This window comes from Dorea sp. Marseille-P4042 (genome assembly GCF_900290215.1).
GTDB classification, from domain to species: domain Bacteria; phylum Bacillota; class Clostridia; order Lachnospirales; family Lachnospiraceae; genus Dorea; species Dorea formicigenerans.
The window spans coordinates 207008-228166 of record NZ_OLMI01000003.1; the positions used below are offsets into that span (position 1 = coordinate 207008).

The 21159-nt window shown below is 37.9% G+C and carries 16 protein-coding genes, 4 pseudogenes and 1 riboswitch; of the genes and pseudogenes, 6 read left to right on the forward strand and 14 right to left on the reverse strand.

Annotation, left to right across the window (positions count from 1 at the left end; genetic code table 11):
* Positions 1 to 84 precede the first annotated feature (84 nt).
* Positions 85 to 3123 carry a glycoside hydrolase family 2 TIM barrel-domain containing protein gene (locus C7E02_RS14405; protein ID WP_105309947.1) on the reverse strand — a complete coding sequence of 1013 codons (3039 nt, stop codon included), beginning with the start codon at positions 3121 to 3123 and terminating at the stop codon, positions 85 to 87.
* Positions 3124 to 3321: 198 nt separating this feature from the next.
* On the opposite strand from C7E02_RS14405, the gene C7E02_RS14410 reads away from it, so the two are divergent.
* Complete coding sequence (locus C7E02_RS14410; RefSeq protein WP_105309948.1) at positions 3322 to 4185, forward strand: AraC family transcriptional regulator; 864 nt, start codon at positions 3322 to 3324, stop codon at positions 4183 to 4185.
* Positions 4186 to 4526: 341 nt separating this feature from the next.
* Here the strand turns inward: C7E02_RS14410 and C7E02_RS14415 are convergent, their stop codons facing one another.
* From C7E02_RS14415 to C7E02_RS14435, 4 genes and pseudogenes are all read right to left on the reverse strand, one after another.
* Positions 4527 to 5060, reverse strand: a complete 534-nt coding sequence (locus C7E02_RS14415) for a helix-turn-helix domain-containing protein (protein ID WP_242978895.1) — start codon at positions 5058 to 5060, stop codon at positions 4527 to 4529.
* 385 nt (positions 5061 to 5445) lie between these two features.
* A complete protein-coding gene (locus tag C7E02_RS14425) occupies positions 5446 to 6240 on the reverse strand; it encodes a CPBP family intramembrane glutamic endopeptidase (protein ID WP_105309949.1) in 795 nt (264 codons plus the stop codon).
* Between the two features lie 69 nt (positions 6241 to 6309).
* Positions 6310 to 6435: pseudogene (locus tag C7E02_RS20525) on the reverse strand (AAA family ATPase); the annotation flags it as partial.
* 178 nt (positions 6436 to 6613) lie between these two features.
* Complete coding sequence (locus C7E02_RS14435) at positions 6614 to 7180, reverse strand: folate family ECF transporter S component (protein WP_028088043.1); 567 nt, start codon at positions 7178 to 7180, stop codon at positions 6614 to 6616.
* A gap of 71 nt (positions 7181 to 7251) precedes the next feature.
* Positions 7252 to 7349, reverse strand: a riboswitch (THF riboswitch).
* 348 nt (positions 7350 to 7697) lie between these two features.
* Between C7E02_RS14435 and tnpB the strand changes: the two are divergent.
* Positions 7698 to 8042, forward strand: a pseudogene (tnpB, locus tag C7E02_RS19870) (IS66 family insertion sequence element accessory protein TnpB).
* The gene (locus tag C7E02_RS14450) at positions 8030 to 8458 is read left to right on the forward strand and encodes a hypothetical protein (RefSeq protein ID WP_005341784.1); all 429 of its coding nucleotides are present in this window, start codon (positions 8030 to 8032) and stop codon (positions 8456 to 8458) included. Before tnpB ends, C7E02_RS14450 begins: the two are co-directional and overlap by 13 nt.
* A 60-nt stretch (positions 8459 to 8518) precedes the next feature.
* Here the strand turns inward: C7E02_RS14450 and C7E02_RS14455 are convergent, their stop codons facing one another.
* The 3 genes and pseudogenes from C7E02_RS14455 to C7E02_RS14465 all read right to left on the reverse strand — a co-directional run.
* The gene (locus C7E02_RS14455) at positions 8519 to 8926 is read right to left on the reverse strand and encodes a hypothetical protein (RefSeq protein WP_438368402.1); all 408 of its coding nucleotides are present in this window, start codon (positions 8924 to 8926) and stop codon (positions 8519 to 8521) included.
* Between the two features lie 35 nt (positions 8927 to 8961).
* On the reverse strand, positions 8962 to 9135 hold the full coding sequence (locus C7E02_RS14460) for a transposon-encoded TnpW family protein (protein ID WP_442873155.1): 174 nt from the start codon (positions 9133 to 9135) through the stop codon (positions 8962 to 8964).
* Positions 9136 to 9210: 75 nt separating this feature from the next.
* A pseudogene (locus C7E02_RS14465) lies at positions 9211 to 9769 on the reverse strand (phage replisome organizer N-terminal domain-containing protein); the annotation flags it as partial.
* Positions 9770 to 9865: 96 nt separating this feature from the next.
* Between C7E02_RS14465 and C7E02_RS14470 the strand changes: the two are divergent.
* A complete protein-coding gene (locus tag C7E02_RS14470) occupies positions 9866 to 10276 on the forward strand; it encodes a hypothetical protein (RefSeq protein ID WP_005341790.1) in 411 nt (136 codons plus the stop codon).
* A 394-nt stretch (positions 10277 to 10670) separates the two neighbouring features.
* Here C7E02_RS14470 and C7E02_RS14475 read toward each other — a convergent pair whose 3' ends face one another.
* From C7E02_RS14475 to C7E02_RS14495, 5 genes are all read right to left on the reverse strand, one after another.
* Entirely contained in the window at positions 10671 to 11471 is an 801-nt protein-coding gene (locus C7E02_RS14475) for an AraC family transcriptional regulator (protein WP_005341792.1), read from the reverse strand.
* A 265-nt stretch (positions 11472 to 11736) separates the two neighbouring features.
* On the reverse strand, positions 11737 to 12684 hold the full coding sequence (locus tag C7E02_RS14480) for a beta-galactosidase small subunit (RefSeq protein WP_105309952.1): 948 nt from the start codon (positions 12682 to 12684) through the stop codon (positions 11737 to 11739).
* The gene (locus C7E02_RS14485; protein WP_105309953.1) at positions 12668 to 14569 is read right to left on the reverse strand and encodes a glycoside hydrolase family 2 TIM barrel-domain containing protein; all 1902 of its coding nucleotides are present in this window, start codon (positions 14567 to 14569) and stop codon (positions 12668 to 12670) included. Before C7E02_RS14485 ends, C7E02_RS14480 begins: the two co-directional genes overlap by 17 nt.
* A 74-nt stretch (positions 14570 to 14643) precedes the next feature.
* Positions 14644 to 16080, reverse strand: coding sequence for an alpha-L-fucosidase (locus C7E02_RS14490; protein ID WP_005341796.1), 1437 nt, complete (start codon positions 16078 to 16080; stop codon positions 14644 to 14646).
* A gap of 1 nt (position 16081) precedes the next feature.
* Entirely contained in the window at positions 16082 to 17443 is a 1362-nt protein-coding gene (locus C7E02_RS14495; protein WP_005341798.1) for an MFS transporter, read from the reverse strand.
* A gap of 245 nt (positions 17444 to 17688) precedes the next feature.
* Between C7E02_RS14495 and C7E02_RS14500 the strand changes: the two genes are divergently transcribed.
* Positions 17689 to 18543: an AraC family transcriptional regulator gene (locus C7E02_RS14500; RefSeq protein WP_005341801.1), complete on the forward strand. Its 855-nt coding sequence runs from the start codon at positions 17689 to 17691 to the stop codon at positions 18541 to 18543.
* Positions 18544 to 19145: 602 nt separating this feature from the next.
* Here C7E02_RS14500 and C7E02_RS14505 read toward each other — a convergent pair.
* On the reverse strand, positions 19146 to 19427 hold the full coding sequence (locus tag C7E02_RS14505) for a hypothetical protein (RefSeq protein ID WP_005341807.1): 282 nt from the start codon (positions 19425 to 19427) through the stop codon (positions 19146 to 19148).
* 1057 nt (positions 19428 to 20484) lie between these two features.
* Here C7E02_RS14505 and C7E02_RS20705 point away from each other — a divergent pair.
* Positions 20485 to 21153, forward strand: a pseudogene (locus C7E02_RS20705) (site-specific integrase); the annotation flags it as partial.
* Positions 21154 to 21159 lie beyond the last annotated feature (6 nt).

Sequence of the window (21159 nt, forward strand, 5' to 3'; positions counted from 1 at the left end):
GTTTTTGTCTGATTGCTCTGTATATCCGGACTTTACATTGCAATCAGACTATCCTTCTTTGTTTACGAGTTACATGAAACTTTATTATCCCTTTACATACGGTATCAGCGTAAACTGGAGCCGGAATAATACATCATCAAATCGGTACTGATCCAATACAACTGGACCACAACTATTAGAACCAATGCCATTTAATGCGTAGTCAACGCAAAATACTACACTATCTGATTCTGTCAATTCATAATTATGCGTTTTCTTCTCAAGTTCTTCCTGCGTATAATAAGAAGCATTGAATGAGAAGGCATTTTCCGCGGATACCACAATTCCATATCGACTGTTGTTAAGTTCTACATATTCACAATCATAATGGCTTCCATTTTCCTGTGGGCAAATATAATCCTCATGCAAATCGTCTACATTTGCCTGGTACAAACCGTGGCTCGCAGCCTGATGTTTGTCACAATAGCTTTCCTGTGGTCCCATTCCAAAGTATCGTGCAGCTGAAAGTTTTTTATCCAGGAACATCCTCACACCAAATCTTGGCAGGTCCGGGAATTCATCATCTTTTGTTACTTCAATATCTGCATCAATCTTTCCAGCAGCTTCTATTTTCCATGTGATCGTCACATCAAGAATCTTCTGTACTGTCTCTGCCACAACGGATGCATGGCTTGTAATTTTCACACCATGCTTTCCCTGCACGACCTCTGTCGTGTAAGCTCTTGTATAAGCTTTATCATAATGGGCTTTCTTCCATTCAGACTTGATGTACATATCGTTATCTGTTGGAGCTCTCCAAATATTTAATTCCATCGGATGGTTCAAGTATTCCCGCCCTGCGAATTTCATCTCTGTAAAGAGTGCAGTACGTTTGTCTATAGTATAAGCAAATTCACGCCCCTTGATATGAATCTGTGTATCATTTTCATTTACCTGCAACTCAGAGTCCACTGCTGTTTTTTGTAGCCATTTCTCAGCAAGTTTACATTTTGCACCGTCTTTGCTTACCTCAATTTCATCGAATCCAAGAATATGGTCTTCATTCAACAGTGGCAATTCCTTTTTCAGATGGTAAATAAGTTTTAAATAGCATTTTCCATTCACTGGCACATTGATTTTAAGTTTTATTTTTCCTTCACTGTGTGGTGCTGCTGAAACTTCTGGAAGTTTACCTTTGCTGATCACAAGACCATCCTGTGTCAGCTCATAACGAATCTTCACATAATCTTTCAAGTCATCAAAATCCATGTAGTTATGAAGCATTAGTTCTCCGCTTTCTTTGTTATAGGAAATAACTCTTGCCGGGCGATAAACATTCTTGTATTCCAAAAGTCCTGTATGTACCGTTCTGTCCGGATATACTAATCCATCCATACAGAAGTTGCCGTCATGAATTTCTTCGCCATGGTCGCCCCCATAAGCATATATAGTCTTTCCATTCTCAGCAGTTCCATGAGCAATCGCGTGGTCACACCATTCCCAGACAAAACCGCCGCACATTTTATCATGATCCTGAATCATCTGGAAGTAATCTTCAAAATCTCCAGGTCCGTTTCCCATACTGTGACAGTACTCTACCAAAAGGAAGGGTTTGCTTCCATCTTTATCCAGATATTCCTGAATTTCGGAAAGCGCCGGATACATCCGGCTGTACACATCCAGATTGCTGTAATCATATGTTTCATCATAATTACGGTATCTTGCACTCTCATATTGTGTGATGCGGTCTGGATCAAAATTCTTTGTCCATTCCAGTGCTTTTTCAAAGTTGCAGCCATAAGCACTCTCATTTCCCATTGACCACATAACAATACAGAAACGGTTTTTGTCACGTTCCACCATGAGTTTTACGCGATCAACGATTGCCTCTTCCCATACCGGATCATCTGCAATCTTCTCATTCCATCGTTTGAACCGATTGTAATCGGTGTCTTCTTTTCTGTAGATCATAAATGGACCATGAGCTTCAATATCTGCTTCATCTATCACCATGAATCCATACTTGTCACACATTTCATAGAAAAAAGGTGCGTTCGGATAGTGGCTGGAACGGATCGCATTAAAATTATGCTGCTTCATTAACGTAAGATCGGTTGTAATCTGTTCCAGATTGATTGTAAATCCAGTAACCGGATCAGAATCATGTCGATTGACACCACGGAATTTAATCTTCTGTCCATTTAAATAAATAACCTGGTCTTTAATCTCTATCTTTCTTAATGCAATGTGATCTACAATTACTTCATTCTCTGTTTCAAGAATCAGTTTATATAGATATGGATTTTCTGTATTCCAAAGTTCCGGACTTGCAATTTCTAATACAGCTGTTCCTTCTTCAGCGATACTTCCTAGTGCTACAACTGCTCCGTTTCTATCTTCAATCGAAATTTTTACATTTAAGGGAGAGTAGAATTTCATTTCAATTTCTACTTTCGCAAGAATATCCTCAATTCTTGTTTTAATATGATAATCACTGATTGCCTGTTTTGGGCGTTTCAAAATGTACACATCCCGGAAAATACCACTCATACGGAATTTGTCCTGATCTTCCAAATAGGAACCATCACACCATTTCATTACCAACACTGCCACCGTATTCGTTCCATCCTGAAGTACATCGGTAACATCAAACTCACTGGTCATATGTGAAACCTGGCTGTATCCTATGTAAGAGCCATTGATCCATACATAAAAGCAGCTGTCTACTCCTTCAAAGTTCAAAAAAGCTTTTGATGCTTTCTCATCTCTGCTGTACTCAAAATTATGTACATAAGCTCCACACGGAATATCCTGTGGCACATATGGTGGATCAAACGGAAACGGATACCGGATGTTTGTATACTGGTGTGTATCATATCCTGTCATCTGCCATACACTTGGAACCTGAATCTCATCAAAATTTTCTGTATCATAATTCTTCTCAAAAAAAGAATCCTGAATGTCATAGATGCTGTTAAAATACTGGAATTTCCAAGTTCCATTCAATAACTGCATACGATCTGATTCTTCTCTGTGTTCCACCAAGTTATCCATTCTTTTGGATGCCGGAATATAATAGGCTCTGGCTGGCATTGTGTTTTCGTGCAGTACGTTTAGATTTTCATAATAACGTGGTACGATCATAAATACCTCTCCTCCAATACATATACTTTTTTGTTCTTTGTTTCCCTAAAGCAAACCTTATACTTTACTTTTTTGTTTACGTTCCTTAGTTATGCTATATAGCTTATCCTAATCCGCAAAATATGTCTATGAATTGGATTAGACAAAATATGCACTAAATGATACAATGATAAAAAGTGTGAAAAGAGGTGCTGTCCTATGTATTTGAACACCGGTTATTTGAACCACTCACATATGGACTTCAAAGACAAAAGTCGTCCGCTGATTGTAGGTAGCTGTGGTACTTACCGTCTTTCCAGACATCCCAAACTTCCTACCTACCGTCCAAGGGGTCGTCTGGATTATCAGATTATCTATATCACTGCTGGTTGTGGGCATTTTCATTTTGATAATGTAAATAACGAAACGATTGTTCCAGCCGGCAACATTGTACTGTACAGACCGAAAGAACTTCAGAAATATGAATATTACGGAGAAGATAAGACAGAAGTATACTGGATTCACTTCACAGGAAGCAGTGTGAAAAATATCTTACGCCAATATGGGTTTCCGGATAAAGAACGTGTCTTTCAAGTGGGTACATCTAATGAATATGAACAAATTTTCAAACGTATCATTATCGAGCTCCAACGCTGTCAAGATAATTATGAGGAAATGCTTGTCCTTTTGCTACGTCATCTTCTGATTAGTTTCCACCGGGAACTGACAAGAGAGCACGTATTAAAAAATGAATATCTTGATCATGAGATGGATAATGCTGTTACCTTTTTCAGTGAAAACTACAATCAAAATATCAATATTGATGATTATGCTTCCTCACGAGGCATGAGTGTCAGCTGGTTTATCCGAAATTTCAAAAAATATACCGGTTCTACACCAATGCAATTCATTGTGGGAATCCGTATCAACAATGCTCAGATGTTACTTGAGACAACAACTTATTCCATCAATGAGATTTCTAAGATTGTCGGATATGATAACCAGCTTTATTTCAGCCGGCTTTTTCACAAGCTGAAAGGATATTCGCCAAGAGAATACCGAAAAATAAGAAATAAGTTATGAAATCTATAATGTCATAAAAACTAAATGTCCAAAAAGGATGCCACCGAATCAAAGCAGATTACGTGACATCCTCTTCTTTTTATTAGTGCTATTTTATAAATTCAACCGAATAGTAATACATGTACTCATTATCTGTATTTATATGCTCCCCTGCAATGTCCTGTATTGGCAACGAACTTACCCCTTTTTCCCCATAAATCAGTGCTGCTAATCCTTGCTCTGTTCCATACTCTAATGAGCTTTGCAGTAAAATTATCAAAATCCGGTGTAATGACAATCCATCCATTTGTGGAAGATTTCACATCTTCATAGGAAAGTTCCAAAACTTTTTTATGTGAAACTCATTGTCCAAGCTGATATTCTGACAAGTAAATAGATAACGTTTTAAATGTATCCCTTGAATTGTATTGAAACATCATTGTTCCATCAATTCCTGATAACAATTCAGCAATTTTCATTTCTATACTATCTGAATCTACTGCTTCAATATAGTTTTGTGGTTGTCTCAATTTCTTACATACGATGGATCCAAAAGTAACCATAGATATTCCCATTACAATAAGAAGCACTATAATGATTCTCTTTAAGTATCGTTGTTTGCGGCCACTGTCCTTTGTTATCTGTATCAATGTATCTTCTGATTTTTTTTCAATATTATCTATTTCAATATCTTCACCAGCCAAGAACTCATTAAGACTAATACCTAATATTCCGCATAATTCTAAGTATACTGATACATCCGGCAAACAGATTCCTCTCTCCCATTTAGAAACAGACTTATCACTCATACCTATTTTTTCTGCCAGTTGCTTTTGTATCATCCCCAATGACTTTCTCTTACCTGCAATGTATTTTCCAATTTTGATAAGATCCATCTATCTACCTCCTTTTTTATATTGATCGTACTCTTTTTTAGAGAAAAAACATACCCCTCGAAGGTAGAATATGATTTTTAAGCCTGTCTAGTTTGCCAGATAAACGAAAGAGCTTATATAGCGGATTCATATATAACCTTACAGTTTTTATTACTGTATCCTATATATTCCATACACTGCAAGCAAGAAGCATCGAAGCTCGTCTCTGTCTGTATCAAGAATCTTTTGATCACATTCTCGAACCTTATCAGCAACACTACAGCTTCCATTTTGTAATCTACTGGAACATCCCCCACAAAAAATATCTGACTACAAGGTGGCACAAACAATTGAAGCGTTTTCTTCTTCCTTGATTTTGGATGGTCCTATGTCAATAAAATTGGATTTATAGATTTTTATCCTTTTTCTTTTTTGCCATTACAAATCCAAACATTAAAATCAAATTTACAAACAGTACAACTATGCTGCCTTCAATTTTACAGTTGCCACCCGACAAAATTGAGTTTCCACTAATTACCATGTTAAACATATGCGGGTAATCTTCTGCCAGCGATACTCCACCCAAAATAATTGCGCCAACACCATTCCATAAAAAATGGATTACAATCGGAGCAATTAAAGATTCCGTGTACTCCAATACCGCTGTCACGAAAAGACTCATTGTTATAACATTTAGTACAGGAAGTATTCCTGCCTCAAAAGCACCACCATGTGCAAATGTAAATAATCCAGTAGATACAATAACAGCGGCAACTATATTGTAATTATTTTTTATCATCTGATACAGGTAACCACGAACTAACACTTCCTGCATAACGCTATTGATAAAAGCTGAAAATAACCATAACCAAAGCATAGATATTTGATTTCTGCCATCAATATGTATGACTCCTATTATAGATAATATCACAACAGATACGCCTAACCAAATGGTTCCTGTGATACACCCAAGTACGATATTATAAACAGGTTTTCCAATCATATGTAATCGTATCTTTCTTTTATCTATTAACCAGAAAATAATTGTAAAACCAATAACTGATAATAATGGAATCAATTCTGCCCAAAATCTCCAGACTACTGCACTTTTTGTATCGGGTATAGGTAAAATTGAAGCACATATAGCCCAGCCAACAAAAAAGGCAATCGTTTTTAATGATACCAATACTAATTTCTTCATGTAATATTCACCTCTACAATCCCGATTTTCTTAATTTCAAAGACTTGAATCCGTCGATTCCTTTATTATCTAATCTGTTAACAATCTGTCCAACAGCATCTGCCTGTTGTTTATAAACATTTCTGTCACACGATAACTCTCTGTTTCTTCATATTCGCATAAATGTATTCATCCATGATCAAAACAATGGATATCTCTTTAAATAATTATCGTCATCAATTCTATTCCAATCGAATATTACTCCTTGTAAGAATTGATAACGCTTTCTAATCCATCTTTTCTTGCTCTTCGGACAAGAAGCATCCTCGCTCTAAATAACACGTTCAGCTGGCGTTTGATACTACTAAATTTTTATATTTTCAAATATATGTAATCAGTTGGCAGCCGGTTTTCTTAAAAGATTAAAAATTCCTGTCTGCTCAATCAATCTTGTGACGGTAAAGAAGATAAAGGAGTCAACTGGCCACATGATTAAGTTCTTTACAGTACGCATTGGAAGGATTGCAAGGAAGCCTTTTCCGTAGAGCATGTCCAGCCACAAGGTATTTAACAGAACATTTACAACCAGAATGACAACCAACTTTGCAATCAACACGCGGCGGAAGGTGAGCTTATGTTTGTAGTAGAAACATCCATAAATAAATGCCGCAAGCATTGCATTAAATGTGAAACCGAAAAAAAATGGACCATCCGGGCGGATAAAGAACTTTACAATATCAAGCACACCGGCAAACAAACATCCTGTAATAGGACCAAACAGATAATCTGCAATCTGGTTTGGAATACCGGAAAATCCAATTTTCACATAGGGACCAATATTGATAGAAGCAACTGAATTTAAAATCAACGCCAGGGCAGCAAGCATTGCACAGACTGCCATGGTAGAAGTGGTTTTCAGCTCTTTGGCTGATGTAAGAAACATACTCTTTGTTTTCTCCATAAAAAAAATTACCTCCTTTTCTTTTTCGCTCACAATAGGAGATAATTAATGGATTCATGTTTATCTTCTGTTGCAGCGAGAAGCAATCCATGAACCGCAAGATTTCTCTTTTCGTCCTCCGGCAACTCTCCATCCGGTAGGCACTTTACGCTCATGAATTTACTCTGCATTACTTTATATAGTGCAGTATATGTCAGATTGTTGGAAAAAGCAATAAAAAAATCAGTTGTTTTGGTGTAATTTTGTTCTACTTATTTAAAAATACGAAAAAATCTTTTCATCATAGCTAACTAAAAACATAATTTGTAAGCGTCAAATAAAAAGGTGTACAGACATTCCAACCGTTTTCCCTTAAAATCATAATTAGAGTTTTAGGAGTAACTCTAAAAACTCTAATTATGATACTCAATAGGTTCCCAGAAACCTGTAGCCGTTTTAAAAACGGAAATATTTCCGTGGAATTGTATGAGACAGCTACAGAATCTTTTTTACAGATGCTTGTAAAGGTAGTGCAGAAATGTTAGGGGATATTTCGCATGTTGATCATATTTATATCCGTACCGGGTATACCGATATGAGGAAGCAGTTGAGTGGATTGCTTGATATCATTCAGTATAACTTTAAACTTGATCCTTATGGCAATGCAGTTTTCCTTTTTTGCGGGAGAAAAGCAGACAGGATCAAAGCAGTTCATTATGAAGGAGATGGTTTCTGACTTTTGTATAAGCGATTCGAAAATGGACGCCTGAAGTGGCCACGGAATGGAGATGAGGTCCGTCTTCTATCACACCAACAGCTTCGGTGGCTGCTCGAAGGATTAAGTCCAGATCAGCCAAAAGCAGTACAAAAATGGAAACCCTAAAAGTCAATGTATTTTTTCAGCTTATAATGCTTTTATTTGAGGCTTTTGCTGTCATTCATCCTGGCGACATGGAGGCTCGTTACAAAGAGTTGACAAAGTATTATGAATTAACGAACTATATTGCAAATGAGAGGGCAGATTTCTCAAGACTGCTTCATAACGATGTGCTTCAAGACATTGGAGGTGCCCAAAATCTCCTGTCACTTCGCTCACCAGATGTTGGTGAAACAAAAAGGATATTGTCTGATTTGGAATTACGAGTAAGAAATATGATGAATTTCTATTCCTCTAATATCTTTTCGGGTTATGCTTCATGGGAACATATCGAATATATGCTTGACGCTATTAAGAAGCTGTACCCCAAGAAGAATATACTTGTAGATTTCACCAGAGACAAATTGTCAAGGACTTTTTAATCAAATTCACAAAAAAGGTGCCAGAAGCACCGTATGGCTCCTGACACCTCGTTTGATAGATTACATTTTTCCGTTCAGCAGGTCTTTGCATAGATACGCATAGTCTGGCAGCTGGTTGATATATGGCTCCCATCGCCGCTTGATTTCGGCCAATTCCAGCGGATCGGCTGCTTCCAGTGCATGATCGTTGCCTGTCATATATAAAACATCCATAGCAACATCATCCAAACACCTGCCGCAGAGATCGGCGGCTGATTCGATTCTGATACCGGTATCCACATAGACTGGATTGACGCCAATCGTCAGCCAGACATAGCCTACCTTGTCCGACCAGAGCAGTTCAAAATCAGGGCTTTGCCGCAGATGTTCCGCAAAGACCTCCTTTACTCGCTCAATTTCATGTTTTTCTTTTTCTGTGTAAAGCATTTTCGTATCCTCCTTGACAAAAATTTTGGTGCGTACCATCATCAGTTTAGCACAAGGCGGCTTCGTTTATCAGTCTGTCACATCTGCTGAATTTCCTTTTTGAGCATACGCTTGATTTTATCGCTCATGGTTTCTGTGCTGGTATTGCTGAAATGGACATGAACCTTGTAGGTTGTCTTGCTGATTTTCTTTACCATCTCCGGCGTGTTTTCCGGCGCTCTGGACGCAGTAACGGCGCCTGCCACCTGCATAGTACGGGGTTCTTTGTTCATGGTGCTCCTTTCTCCGAACGGGTCTGTGCCTTTCGGCGTTTGATACGCTCCATGCGACGCTGCATGGCTCTGATAACGCTTGCCAGTAGAAGCCATGTACTCGGACAGCTTTTCGATGTACTGGCCCCATACAGTGGGAAAGCTGGCCTGTAAGTCTGCCAGTTCCCCGTCCGTCAGGAAAACATTCTGGTAACGGCCATAGGCGGGGGCGGGGTGTCCCTTCTCTATCTCTCTATTTATCTCTATCTCTATCTCTGGTGGACGAATGTCGGACAAATGTCCGCCACTTGTCCGGGGCGCAGAAAGAGCCTTATTTTGGAGCCTCGCAGCCCGCTTTCGCTCAGCCTCGGTAGAGGACTGGCCGATTAAAAGTTCGATATTGCTCATGTAGAATGTGCCGCTGTCCAGCACCTCCACAAGACCCAGCTTCAAAAAGATCTGCAAGGCTCTCCACAGTGCCGATCTGCTGTCGGGTAATGGTGGCGATCATCTGCGCCGTGTAAGGAATGTCCTCGTCAAGTTGAAGCCGTCCACCATGTTTCAGCGATTTCAGATACAGCTTGAGTAGAATGTTGGAATACAGCACACCATGCAGGAGCATATCGTCAGGCAACTGATAGAAAGCCTGTTGAAGTTCCGCTTTGACCGCTAAACAGAAAAGTTGTATAATTAGAGCCTGACAAATTAAACTTCAATGAGGGTAGAGCAAATGGAACAGATTATCAATTATAGAGACATACCCACAGATAAAAGGATTGACATATTAAATGCTCTTGAGCGAATAGGTTTTTTTCCGGCATACGGCGGCGTGAAAACAATGCAGCAAATTATGGAAAAGTCAGTTCCAGGTTCAGGCCCACAATTCTATTTCGTTTTCCGTGAAAATGAGTTGATAGGGTACAATTTTCTCATTGGGGACACTAAGAAATATAAAGCGTTCCCATGGCTTGCTATTAGCAATATGGATGAGCAGAAGTTGACTGTTTGTGAAGAACTGATGAAAATACAAATTGCCTTTTTTGAAGAACTCGGAATGCAAAAGATAGCAGATCATTGCGTTAGGATTATGGAAGATTACAGAAAAGGAATTGGAAAGCAGAAAGAAAGCGATTGCAGATAAATTCCATTTGAAAAACGGCTGACAATCAGGACTACCCGTCCAACGGGTGGTCTTGATTGATTCATCCATCGTAAAATAATGATTGATCCACATTATCCATGGCAGCACCATTATTGTCATTATTTCTCCGTATGTATGTGTCTATTACTTACAAAACTCAAATGCCACATAATACACATAATCATTTTTTGAAAGAAAATCTTCTATTTCCTTGTTTTCTATGCTTTTATGTCCTGTTTCATAAAATATCATTCCTTTTTTTTATACGCTCTTCCAGATTCGTTTTTTCTCCTTTTTCTATCGTTTTACATTTAATCTGCTTTTCTATCCAATTATCTTATGCATTTTTAATGCTGTCAAATCATCTCTCTCTTTCTTTATTTACATTTTTCAGTTACAATAACATATCCTTAACAAATGTATTCCGATAGTCGCTCGGTGATATTTTATATCTTTCCTTGAAAACTCGGTTAAAGGTTCTTTGGCTTTCAAAACCACACTCAAAACATATATTAGTTATAGTATCCTGCGTATTTTCCAATGCAGCAACTGCATAATTTAATCGTACTCCATTCACATATTTATTGAAATTACAATGAAAGGTTTTGGCAAACATTCTTGACAATACATATTTACCAACTCCCAAATCGAGTGCCATTTTTTCCAGACTTATTTCATTTCTAAAATTCTTTGCTATATACTCCACGGAATTATAAATCAGATCATCACTTCCTAATGACTTTTTATCAATCATCGGCATGTCAGTAAATACATATGCAATAATTATTTGCGCATAAGCCTGCGCCAATATCGAATTACACTCTGGATTTTTTGTCAAAAAATTGATTGCGTGAACCGCATCCGGATGCACATTTTCTTTCTTTAACACTGGATTCTCAGGACTATATGTTTGCAATTCTTTCAGATATCCAGATAGTACTGCCGGATCAATGTGTAGAAAAACAACTTTGTTTTTTCTTTCTCCGAAGACTTGACAATGATGTATTACATTTGGAAATACGATTGCGAAGTCACCTTCATTCATATCATATAGCTCTAACCCAACTCCAAATGCGATATTACCATTTGTCACATATACAATCTCTATGGCTTCATGTAAATGTGGTGGCATGTGTACTGCTCTTTTCCACTCAACCGATATTCCTTTATCTCTATTTTCATATACTAACAACATTTAGAACCAACTCCTTTTCTTAGCTTTTATTTTGTCATATTGTTTAAGACACATTGTCCCATTTTTATCTGCCCATTTAGAAAAAAGACACTGCATCGTATGATACAGCATCCTTATCCTTTCTATGTGAAAATAGTTGTTGTAAGAACAAATTATGCAAACACAAACATCATATAAAAAACTATTCACTAATCTTGAGCTGCTCTATATTTTTTACTCCCCTAGTTCAATATTTATCGATACATCCTGTGTATCTTCATTGCAACTAACAAATGGTAAATGAATATTTTATATCCTCTTCCGCACTGATATGGTATTCGTCTTCCACATCACTTCCCCAGCTGTCGATACCTCCGACTCCTCTGACTGCTCCGTATACACATAAAACAGTTCTTCTTGCTGGCGGTAATTCCTCATGATGCAAAGCATTTTCAATTTCAGATGCTGTATAAGGAAGGCATGAAAAAGCAAATTCCCGGTCTTCCTTCTCAATACGGAGTGTCTGTGATGACTGATCTGTTCTACTATTATCAAGACTTGTATGTCTGCTGATTTCAAGCCACTCTGTATCCATTCTCATTCCACATTCCTGTGGGACAAGGTAAGGTGTCAGGCTCAAATCCGTCACTTCATAAACACCTTTTTGGGCACCTGCTTTTCGATCCGGATATGTCTCCCCGGGCAATCCTTTATAGATATATTTATCTGCAAGTGTCGGCATGATAAAACGCATTCCAAATACCGGAAGCTCAGGCAGTCCTTTTACTCCATTATAATGTACATCTACCCATATTTTTCCGGATGCATTAACCGTATATGTCACAAGTACCGTTGTTGATGGATTGGATATTGTCTCATAAGTATATTTTACAATGATCTCATCAGCAAAAACATCCCCACCGAAGCTGTTATTGTCCGGTGCATATGGTTTCTGCACTTCTCCATCCATGATAACCTGTGTTTCCTTGCAGTCAATAAACATATCTGCTGAAAGCCAGCTTCCGCTTTTGATATGGAACTTGCTTCCTCTATCGTTGTCTGTCAGCGCTCTCCAGAAAGTAGGTTTTGGGCAACGGTACAGCCACTCATATCCGTTTTTAACGATAGATTCCAGTCCGCCTTGTGCATAAGAAAAAATATAATCAAATCCTTCACCATGTACACCAAGTGTATAGTCACCATAGACCACTCTTAATTTATCTGTATAAGCCATAGTAATACCTCACTTCCTGCATTGCCGGTTTCTCTTTTCTGTCAGCAAATACGATTCCATTTGCTGAGAATTCATAGTCTGAAGGTTTATCGTCAAAATCTCCGCCATAGCGTAAAACTTCTTTTCCTGTCACCGGATCTTTTACAAGAATTGCCTGATCGATAAAATCCCATATAAATCCACCCTGATACATATCATATTTATCAATCAGCTTCATATAAGATCCCAGACCTCCCATGGAATTACCCATGTCATGCATAAATTCACATAAAATATATGGTTTCTTCGGATTGTTATTCAAATACTCCTCTACATCCTCCGGCTTTGCATACATTCTTGTTTCCAAATCAGAAATCGTATCCTCATATGCCCTATTGTAATAAGAACTTTCATAATGAACTAATCTTCCATCTTCCTTTTCAGCAAAATAAACGTTCATTGCTTCAATGTCATCACCCGCATAAGATTCATTTCCTAACGACCAGAATAAAACGGATGTATGGTTTTTAAATGTTTCAAAATTGTTTCTTGCACGATCAAGTACAGCCTCTTTCCACTGTGGGAAAGATCCCGGCACATTGCAGGATGGTTCGATTGCCCCTAATTTCTGGAAAGATCCATGACTTTCCAGATTTGTTTCTGCCATCACATAAATTCCTGCATTGTCGCACATATAATACCACGGTATCTGATCCGGATAGTGACAGGTGCGTACCGAATTAATATTATTTCTGAGCATACATGCGATATCTGCTCGCATATCTTCTAATCCAATGCATCTTCCTGTTTTTGGATTCCACTCATGACGGTTTACTCCTGTAATAACCAGGCGTTTTCCATTTAAATAAATAATCTTATCAATAATCTCAATTCTTCTGAAACCAATATCGTAAGGAATTACTTCTACTAAACTTCCATCTTCTGCTTTAAGTTCTACATACGCATGATATAAATAAGGATCATGATTATCCCACAATCTAACAGTTTCTAAATCAATACAGATTGTACCCTTTAAGTGGTCATTTTCTTTCTTTAACTGTACAGATTTTTCTGCTGCCAGATTTTCTTCCCTGTCTTTTAAAATAAAATCAGCGGTTATATTCTGAGCATCCGGTGCAGATACTTTCATGCTGACAAATACGCTTCCACTTACATTATCCTGATTCAACACAGGTTGAAACCATACATCATCCATATGTACATCCGGTACCGCTTTCAAAGTAACATTTCTAAAGATTCCAAAAAAGCGGAAAAAGTCCTGGTCCTCTAAAAATGCTGCTGTGCTCATCTTATGAACCTGAACTGCCAGCACATTTCCCTTTTCTTTTATATAAGGTGTCAGGTCAAACTCAGAAGGCGTAAAACTATCTTCTGCATAGCCCACAAACTGCCCATTCAACCACAGATACATCGCCTCTTCTACACCTTCAAAACAAATATGGATTCTTTTCCCACACATGCTCTTATCCAGGTCAAAGTATTTGATGTAGGAACCTACCGGATTGTACTCTGCTTCTGAAAACATTCCTTTTTCTGCTCCAGTCGCCTCCATGCTGTAAGCTCCTCTGTGGTACTCTTTTCCTTCCCACGGATACATGGTGTTAATGTAGCGGATCTTATCATATCCAGCCAGTTCAATATGTCCCGGAACCATAATTTTATCGAATCCTGAAGCATCAAATGTTTCCTCATAAAAATTAACTGGTCTGCTTTTTACATTTTTACTATAAAAAAACTCCCACTGCCCATTTAATGACTGAAATAATGGGTTTTTCTCTTTTTTCATGTCCGAATAATCCGAATAGTAGGAATGATCACTATGCGGAGCTAATTGATTCACCTTAAATACTTCCGGATTATCCAACCATTGCATATCAGCATTCATATTTTTCCTTCCTTTCCAAACAAATCCCAAAAAAGATTTTTGGGATTCGTTCGTTAAAAATTTCTTGTTCTATTTTAGTATACACCTACAAATGAGATTACAGGAGCAACTCTTGAATCTTCAATACGAATTTCGATTGCATCTGTTTCTACGCCCTGCAAATCGATGATCTTCTTATAACCAATTGTAGTAGCATCCACTATTTTCTCTTTTTTTCCATCTTCTGCCGCATACCATACAGAAAACTTCTCCACTCGCTGACTAAAAGGAATTGCCTCTTTTAATACCAGATAAGATAATTTCTTTTTCTCTGTCCACTGCAGATAAATTGTCAATTCTCTGTCCCCGGCTTTATTTCTGAACACATTCTCATAATCATCTACTCTTAAAAGATCTGCATTTTTACCTTCCGCATCCTGTTCCGGAGTTGTTGTAATTTCTGCGATATCTGCCAGATTGTCTTTAAACGTGCTTCTTATAAAATCTCCAAGCATTTTTACATTATTAACATCTGTCTGATGAAGTTTTCCATTTTTCATTGGAGGAAGATTCAACAGAAGTGTTGTATTTCCACCAACTGAAGATAAATAAATCTCTTTCAGGTTTTCGAAAGACCGAACTTGATCATCTTCTTCCTCATGATAGAACCAGCCTGGACGGATAGAAACATCTGTTTCTGCCGGATAATATGCTAATTTTTCTTCATTACGCAGGCATTCACGGCTTCCAAGATCTGCCTGTGTTTCATCTAACGGACGATTTCTGAACTCTTCATTATCTTCCTGCTGGCTGAGCTGTGCTGTAATCGCCGGATCTGTCATATCTGCTGCAACGACACTCCACTCACTTGGACGGACCTGTCCGGCTTCATTTCCACACCAGCGGATATCCGGACCTGAAATTGAGATCACGGCATTTGGCTGGAGTTTACGCATTACTTCATAATATCTCTGCCAGTCATAAACCTGTTTCTTTCCATTGCTGCCTTCGCCACAGGCTCCGTCAAGCCAGATTACAAATATGTCACCGTAGTTTGTCAGAAGCTCTGTAAGCTGATTCACATAGTAGTCATCGTATTCTTTGCCTTTTCCATAAGATTCATTATTTCTGTCCCATGGTGAGAGATAGACTCCAAATTTCAATCCATATTCTTTACATGCCTCTGCTGTTTCACGAACAATATCACCTTTTCCGTTCTTATAAGGTGCGTTTTTAATACTATGTTCTGTATACTTGCTTGGCCATAAGCAAAAGCCATCATGATGTTTACAAGTCAGTATTAATCCCTTCATTCCACCTTCAGCAGCTGTCTTTGCCCACTGGCGGGCATCTAACTCTTCAGGATTGAAGATAGATTCCGGTTCATCACCTAATCCCCACTCACTTCCTGTAAAAGTATTTACTGTAAAATGGATGAAGCAAAAATACTCCATATTCTGATAGGCAATCTGTCTTTTGCTTGGTGTAACTGAAATTAAACGTTCATCCTCTTTCATACCCTTGTATTCCATTTTAACACTCCTCCAACTGTTTTCTAAGCTTTTTGTTCGCATCTTCTACATTCATTCTTGACATGATAAATGTAATGATCAATGACAATACCATCGGAATCCACAAATACATAACATGCAACATGTTCAGGCAGGATTCTGGCTGGATTGTTGCTTCTTTCACAAATCCACTTGCATCAAGTAACCATCCACAAAGAGCAACTCCGATTCCTCCTCCGATTTTTGTACCAAAGGAAGTACAAGAATACATTGTTCCGTCAATGTGTTTATGTTTTGTAAGGTATGTATATTCTGAACAACTTGCAACTACAGCTCCCATATCCCCCTGCCATGGTGCCATTCCAAGTGCTGCAACTGCTGTAAATACAAGCATAAGTGGAACGCTGCCCATATAACCGGCAAAAATCACTCCGACACGCCCTGCTGTTCCGAGAATATAACCAGCAAGATTCATTCTATATAAACCTTTCATCTTTTCTACCAGCATAGGTGTGATACACATTGCAATGATGACAGGAATATTGATTGCCCATGAAAATACAGAATATAAATCTTCATTTTTCAGTATGTAAATCATGTAATAAATTCCCATATTTAACATAGCTGAATAAATCTGCTGACAAATATAAGTAGCACAGATCATAAGATAATATTTATTGGAAAATAAAAGTTTTGCTGCCTCTACCAGACTATACTTTTCTTCTGTGTAGTCTTTACCTACTTTTAATTCTTCTTCTGGAAGCTCCTTGATTGAAAATACGGAAATTGTATTTACAATCAATCCAATGATAGCATATACTACAGCAACTGTTCTCCAGGCAGCTGCTCCACCGCCTGCTACTCTTACAAACTGAACTGTAACAGACTGAATAAGCAAGCTTGTTGAAAATGCAAAGATAAAACGCCATGATCCCATCTCTACACGTTCTCTGCTGTTTTTTGTACAAAATGTAACCAATGATGCATATGCAATATTATTTGCAGTAAAGAATACCGCATTTAACAGTGTATATGCAACAAAGAACCATGCATACTGAGCTGTTGTTCCAAGACTGTCCGGTATTGCAAAGTTTGCTACAAGTGTTACCGCACAACCTATATACGCATAGAGCATCCACGGTCTTGCTTTTCCCAGTTTGCTTTTTGTTTTGTCAATCATAGTTCCAAAGAACATGTCGCTGATTCCGTCAAATAACTTTGATACCATGATCAACGTTCCGATAATACCCGGGTTTAAACCTACTGTATTGGTCAAATACAGCATTACGAATGATGACAAGAATGCATACACAACATTTCCTGCCAGATCTCCCGAACCATAACCTACCTTGTTATACCATTTAAGGTATTTTTTCTCTTCCATGTGAAACTTCTCCTTTCCACAACTTTTATATAATTTTACAAAAATTATATAAAAATTTTACGTCAGAATAAATATCATAAATGGAACAAAACATACACAAAATAACCTTTTTACTTTTTGTTTTTCGTTGTTATCCATCATTAGAAATGGACTTATCATGAAATTTGTGTTAAAATCAAACTAAATCTATCATTTTTGTTTAATTTTCAGACACTTTCTAATTGTTTTCATATACGGAGGTAGCAATGTACACAAACAATGCATATCTGAATGATTCGCATATAGACAGAAAGGATAAATCAAATCCACTTGTTGTAACAATGTGCGGAACTTATAAGTTATATACCAAACCAAAACTTCCTACATGGAGACCCCGTGGCAGAGTTGACTTTCAATTATTATACGTTGCTTCCGGGAAAGCTCATTTTTATTTTGATAAGGATAGTACTGATACAATTGTGCATGCTGGTCATATGGTTTTATATCGCCCCAAAGAGCCTCAAAAATATGTCTATTATGCCAAAGATCACACAGAAGTATATTGGGTTCACTTTACCGGAAGCAGTGTCACAAATCTACTTCGTTCCTATGGCATAACCAAAGATAAGCGTGTCTTTTATTGTGGTTCTGATCCTGAATATAAAAATCTTTTTTCGGTTATGATAAAAGAGTTACAGATGTGTAAATCTGGTTATTCCGAAATGCTCGAAATGTATTTAAGACAGATTTTTATTAGATTACAGCGTCATTTTGAGCAAACGATTATAACAGACACATCCCAAATAGCAGAAGAAATAGACAAAGCCATTGTTTATTTTAGTGAACACTACAATGAAGCAATTAATGTTGATGCCTATGCTAAACAGAACCACGTCAGCACAAACTGGTTCATACGCAATTTCAGGTTATATACTGGAATTACGCCAAAACAGTTTATTTTGCAAAAAAGAATCAATAATGCTGAAACGCTACTGCAAAATAAGCAATATAGCATTAAGGAGATTGCACAGATAATAGGTTATGATAATCCTTTATATTTCAGTCGAATCTTTCAACGAACGATAGGCATATCTCCATCTGAGTATCGTAAAAACATATAAAGTGCAAAAAAAGGAAGAGTTAATCAGTCATATTTATCAACTCTTCCTTCTTGTTTGCAAATTTTGTCCACCTTTTATATTTATTTGGCAAGTAATATTTCGTTTCACATTTTATAATGACCTTGTCAACAGAAAGGAGATGAACTTCTATGAGAAACAAATTCCACAACTTTGTTCAACAACTACTTAACTTTTATGCAGACTTTTTTACTCGCAGATATTATCCTTTATAATATGCAGTTGTTTCCACAACTTTATTTCCACAACTGATATTTAAATTTTTAGGATTGACTTTTTGCAAACTTTTATTTTGTTTCACATTTTATAATTGCCTTATCAACAGAAAGGAGATGTATTTCCATGAGAAACAAGTTTTACAACTTTATTCAGCAACTGCTTAATTTCTATGCAGACTTTTTTACTCATAGATTTTATCCTTTATAGTATGCAGTTGTTCCCACAACTTTAATTATCCTCACCTGATAGTTAATCCATAGGATTAATTTTTCACAAACTTTTATCTTTTACATCACTTAACACCTCTTCTGTCGCTTACGATTATGTATGCCTATGTGTGATATTTATTATTAGAAATAATCCATCTAGTTGTTTGCCTTGTTATCCGATGGCAGTCTCACTTCTCCGGTCCTTTTCTTCTTAATAGAATTCTGTGTTTCCATCTGTGTTGGAATATAATCGCTTTCCTGCAGAAATACTCCTGCCGCCTCAGCATATGATTCATATTCAGCTGCTTTCATTCTCTTTAACATTTTTGCCAAAGCACTGTTCTTGTCTCTACTCACCTGACGTGTGCTGATGCCCAGTTCCTCTGCTGTTTCCTTAACTTGATTTGTGACAAATCGAAAATCATGGATATCTGGCATAATGCCTGCCTCTTCCCTGCATCTTGATATGCTCTTCCTTTCCGGCATCTACCTGTTAAAAAGGAAGCTTTTTCAAATCTGCAACCTGTTTTTGGGTATAAAAAAGGCCATGCCCTTCCGGGCACAGCCTGACGCCTTAAAATTTGAGAAAAGAAAAACCTCCGCAAACATTACGTCTGCGAAGGTCTATTTCTCTCAGCATATCAATTCTAACATGCACGTATTTTCATTGTAATACCATTCACATGCCAGTTTACTGTCAGTTCACTGCCACTTTACTTCCACTTTTCTTCCAGCTTATTTCCTTCATCTTATTCTGTATCTTTTCCGGTCGTGTAAATGCCCAGAGCATTGTTGCATACAACCGGATTACTTTCTTACTTAGAGTGAAGATTTGTCAGGCCAATCGTATATTTCAGCTCACGGAAAGAAGTTTCGATTCCCCATATGCCGATATTTTAGAAATGCCGATTTTTGCCTTTCTGAAATATTGGATTTACAGGACTTTATAAATATATCGGCATTTCTTACTATAGAGATGTAACCAGTCATCGCTATAGAAAGGAGACCGTGTATGATAAAATCCTACCCGTTACTAAAACCATTAACTGATCAGCTCGTGAAGGAGGTGAGAGCCTACGGGATACTGGAAGTGTCTTTAGAACAGTATCAGATTGTTTGTAATTCGATAGTACGCTTTGCGCAGTCATCACAGGTTGATTCCTACAGTCCGGAGTTGATGGATTCCTACAAGGACAATCTTGACACCAGGTGTTCTTCCGGTGAGATATGCAAGGAATATCATCGATTCCAACTGCGTGTTATGCGTATGCTATCTTCAATTGCGGAAAGCGGCATTGTTGATTTTTCGAGCGCTAAATCTCATCCGCTCAAGTACATTGTATCCGACGAGACAAGCAGCCTCGTGGAAATAATTCTCAACAGTTACCCTATCAGCAATGCAACAAAAAAGGATCTCCGAGCCCCTACCAGACATTTTTTGTGGTACGCTGAACAGTTCGGGATAAAGCCGCAACGTATTGATGACACTATAGTCATGTCATTCCTGATTGATGAAGTACTGGTTTCGAACAGCGGCAGTACCGGACGTACGTTAAGGTGTGTAAAGTATGCCACAGAATACCTTCGGGCTCATGGGAATGATTGCCTGCACCGTGATTATACTCTTCTGAAGCTGAAAAATAATCACCGGCGTATTATCCCGGCCTATTCTGAAGAAGAAATTTCGGGAATAGCCCAGGCAGCTGATACAGATAGCACCATTGGAAAGAGGGATCTTGCGATTATACTTGTTGCATACTGCACAGGGCTTCGCGGAATCGACATCATAGGCATTAAGTTATCAGATATAGACTGGCACAATCACAAAGTGTCAGTAGTGCAGTCAAAAACTCATACGCCAATCGTATCTGAACTGAACGGTGCCACCTTGAACGCCCTTGCTGATTATATCCTCGACTGGCGTCCTAAATGCGATATTACTGAGGTTTTCGTAACAGTAAAGGCTCCGTATCGAAGACTGTCAAAGGGATTTGGCAGTATGATTGACAAGTATTGCGAAAAAGCAGGCGTATCCAAAATCGCATTTAGAGGATTCCATAGTTTACGGCGTTCCTTTGAAACGGTTATGGTGTCAAGAGGAGTTCCCATTGAAACCGTGTCCCAGATGATGGGACACAAATCCATTATTGAGGATAAACCGTACATTACA

Excerpts from the sequence above, each read along its gene's own strand:
- C7E02_RS14405 (WP_105309947.1), bottom strand. The coding sequence starts at position 3,123 with ATGATCGTACCACGTTATTATGAAAATCTAAACGTACTGCACGAAAAC.
- C7E02_RS14410 (WP_105309948.1), top strand. The coding sequence starts at position 3,322 with ATGTATTTGAACACCGGTTATTTGAACCACTCACATATGGACTTCAAA.
- C7E02_RS14415 (WP_242978895.1), bottom strand. The coding sequence starts at position 5,060 with ATGGATCTTATCAAAATTGGAAAATACATTGCAGGTAAGAGAAAGTCA.
- C7E02_RS14425 (WP_105309949.1), bottom strand. The coding sequence starts at position 6,240 with ATGAAGAAATTAGTATTGGTATCATTAAAAACGATTGCCTTTTTTGTT.
- C7E02_RS14435 (WP_028088043.1), bottom strand. The coding sequence starts at position 7,180 with ATGGAGAAAACAAAGAGTATGTTTCTTACATCAGCCAAAGAGCTGAAA.
- C7E02_RS14450 (WP_005341784.1), top strand. The coding sequence starts at position 8,030 with ATGGAAACCCTAAAAGTCAATGTATTTTTTCAGCTTATAATGCTTTTA.
- C7E02_RS14455 (WP_438368402.1), bottom strand. The coding sequence starts at position 8,926 with ATGATGGTACGCACCAAAATTTTTGTCAAGGAGGATACGAAAATGCTT.
- C7E02_RS14460 (WP_442873155.1), bottom strand. The coding sequence starts at position 9,135 with ATGCAGGTGGCAGGCGCCGTTACTGCGTCCAGAGCGCCGGAAAACACG.
- C7E02_RS14470 (WP_005341790.1), top strand. The coding sequence starts at position 9,866 with ATGGAACAGATTATCAATTATAGAGACATACCCACAGATAAAAGGATT.
- C7E02_RS14475 (WP_005341792.1), bottom strand. The coding sequence starts at position 11,471 with ATGTTGTTAGTATATGAAAATAGAGATAAAGGAATATCGGTTGAGTGG.
- C7E02_RS14480 (WP_105309952.1), bottom strand. The coding sequence starts at position 12,684 with ATGGCTTATACAGATAAATTAAGAGTGGTCTATGGTGACTATACACTT.
- C7E02_RS14485 (WP_105309953.1), bottom strand. The coding sequence starts at position 14,569 with ATGAATGCTGATATGCAATGGTTGGATAATCCGGAAGTATTTAAGGTG.
- C7E02_RS14490 (WP_005341796.1), bottom strand. The coding sequence starts at position 16,080 with ATGGAATACAAGGGTATGAAAGAGGATGAACGTTTAATTTCAGTTACA.
- C7E02_RS14495 (WP_005341798.1), bottom strand. The coding sequence starts at position 17,443 with ATGGAAGAGAAAAAATACCTTAAATGGTATAACAAGGTAGGTTATGGT.
- C7E02_RS14500 (WP_005341801.1), top strand. The coding sequence starts at position 17,689 with ATGTACACAAACAATGCATATCTGAATGATTCGCATATAGACAGAAAG.
- C7E02_RS14505 (WP_005341807.1), bottom strand. The coding sequence starts at position 19,427 with ATGCCAGATATCCATGATTTTCGATTTGTCACAAATCAAGTTAAGGAA.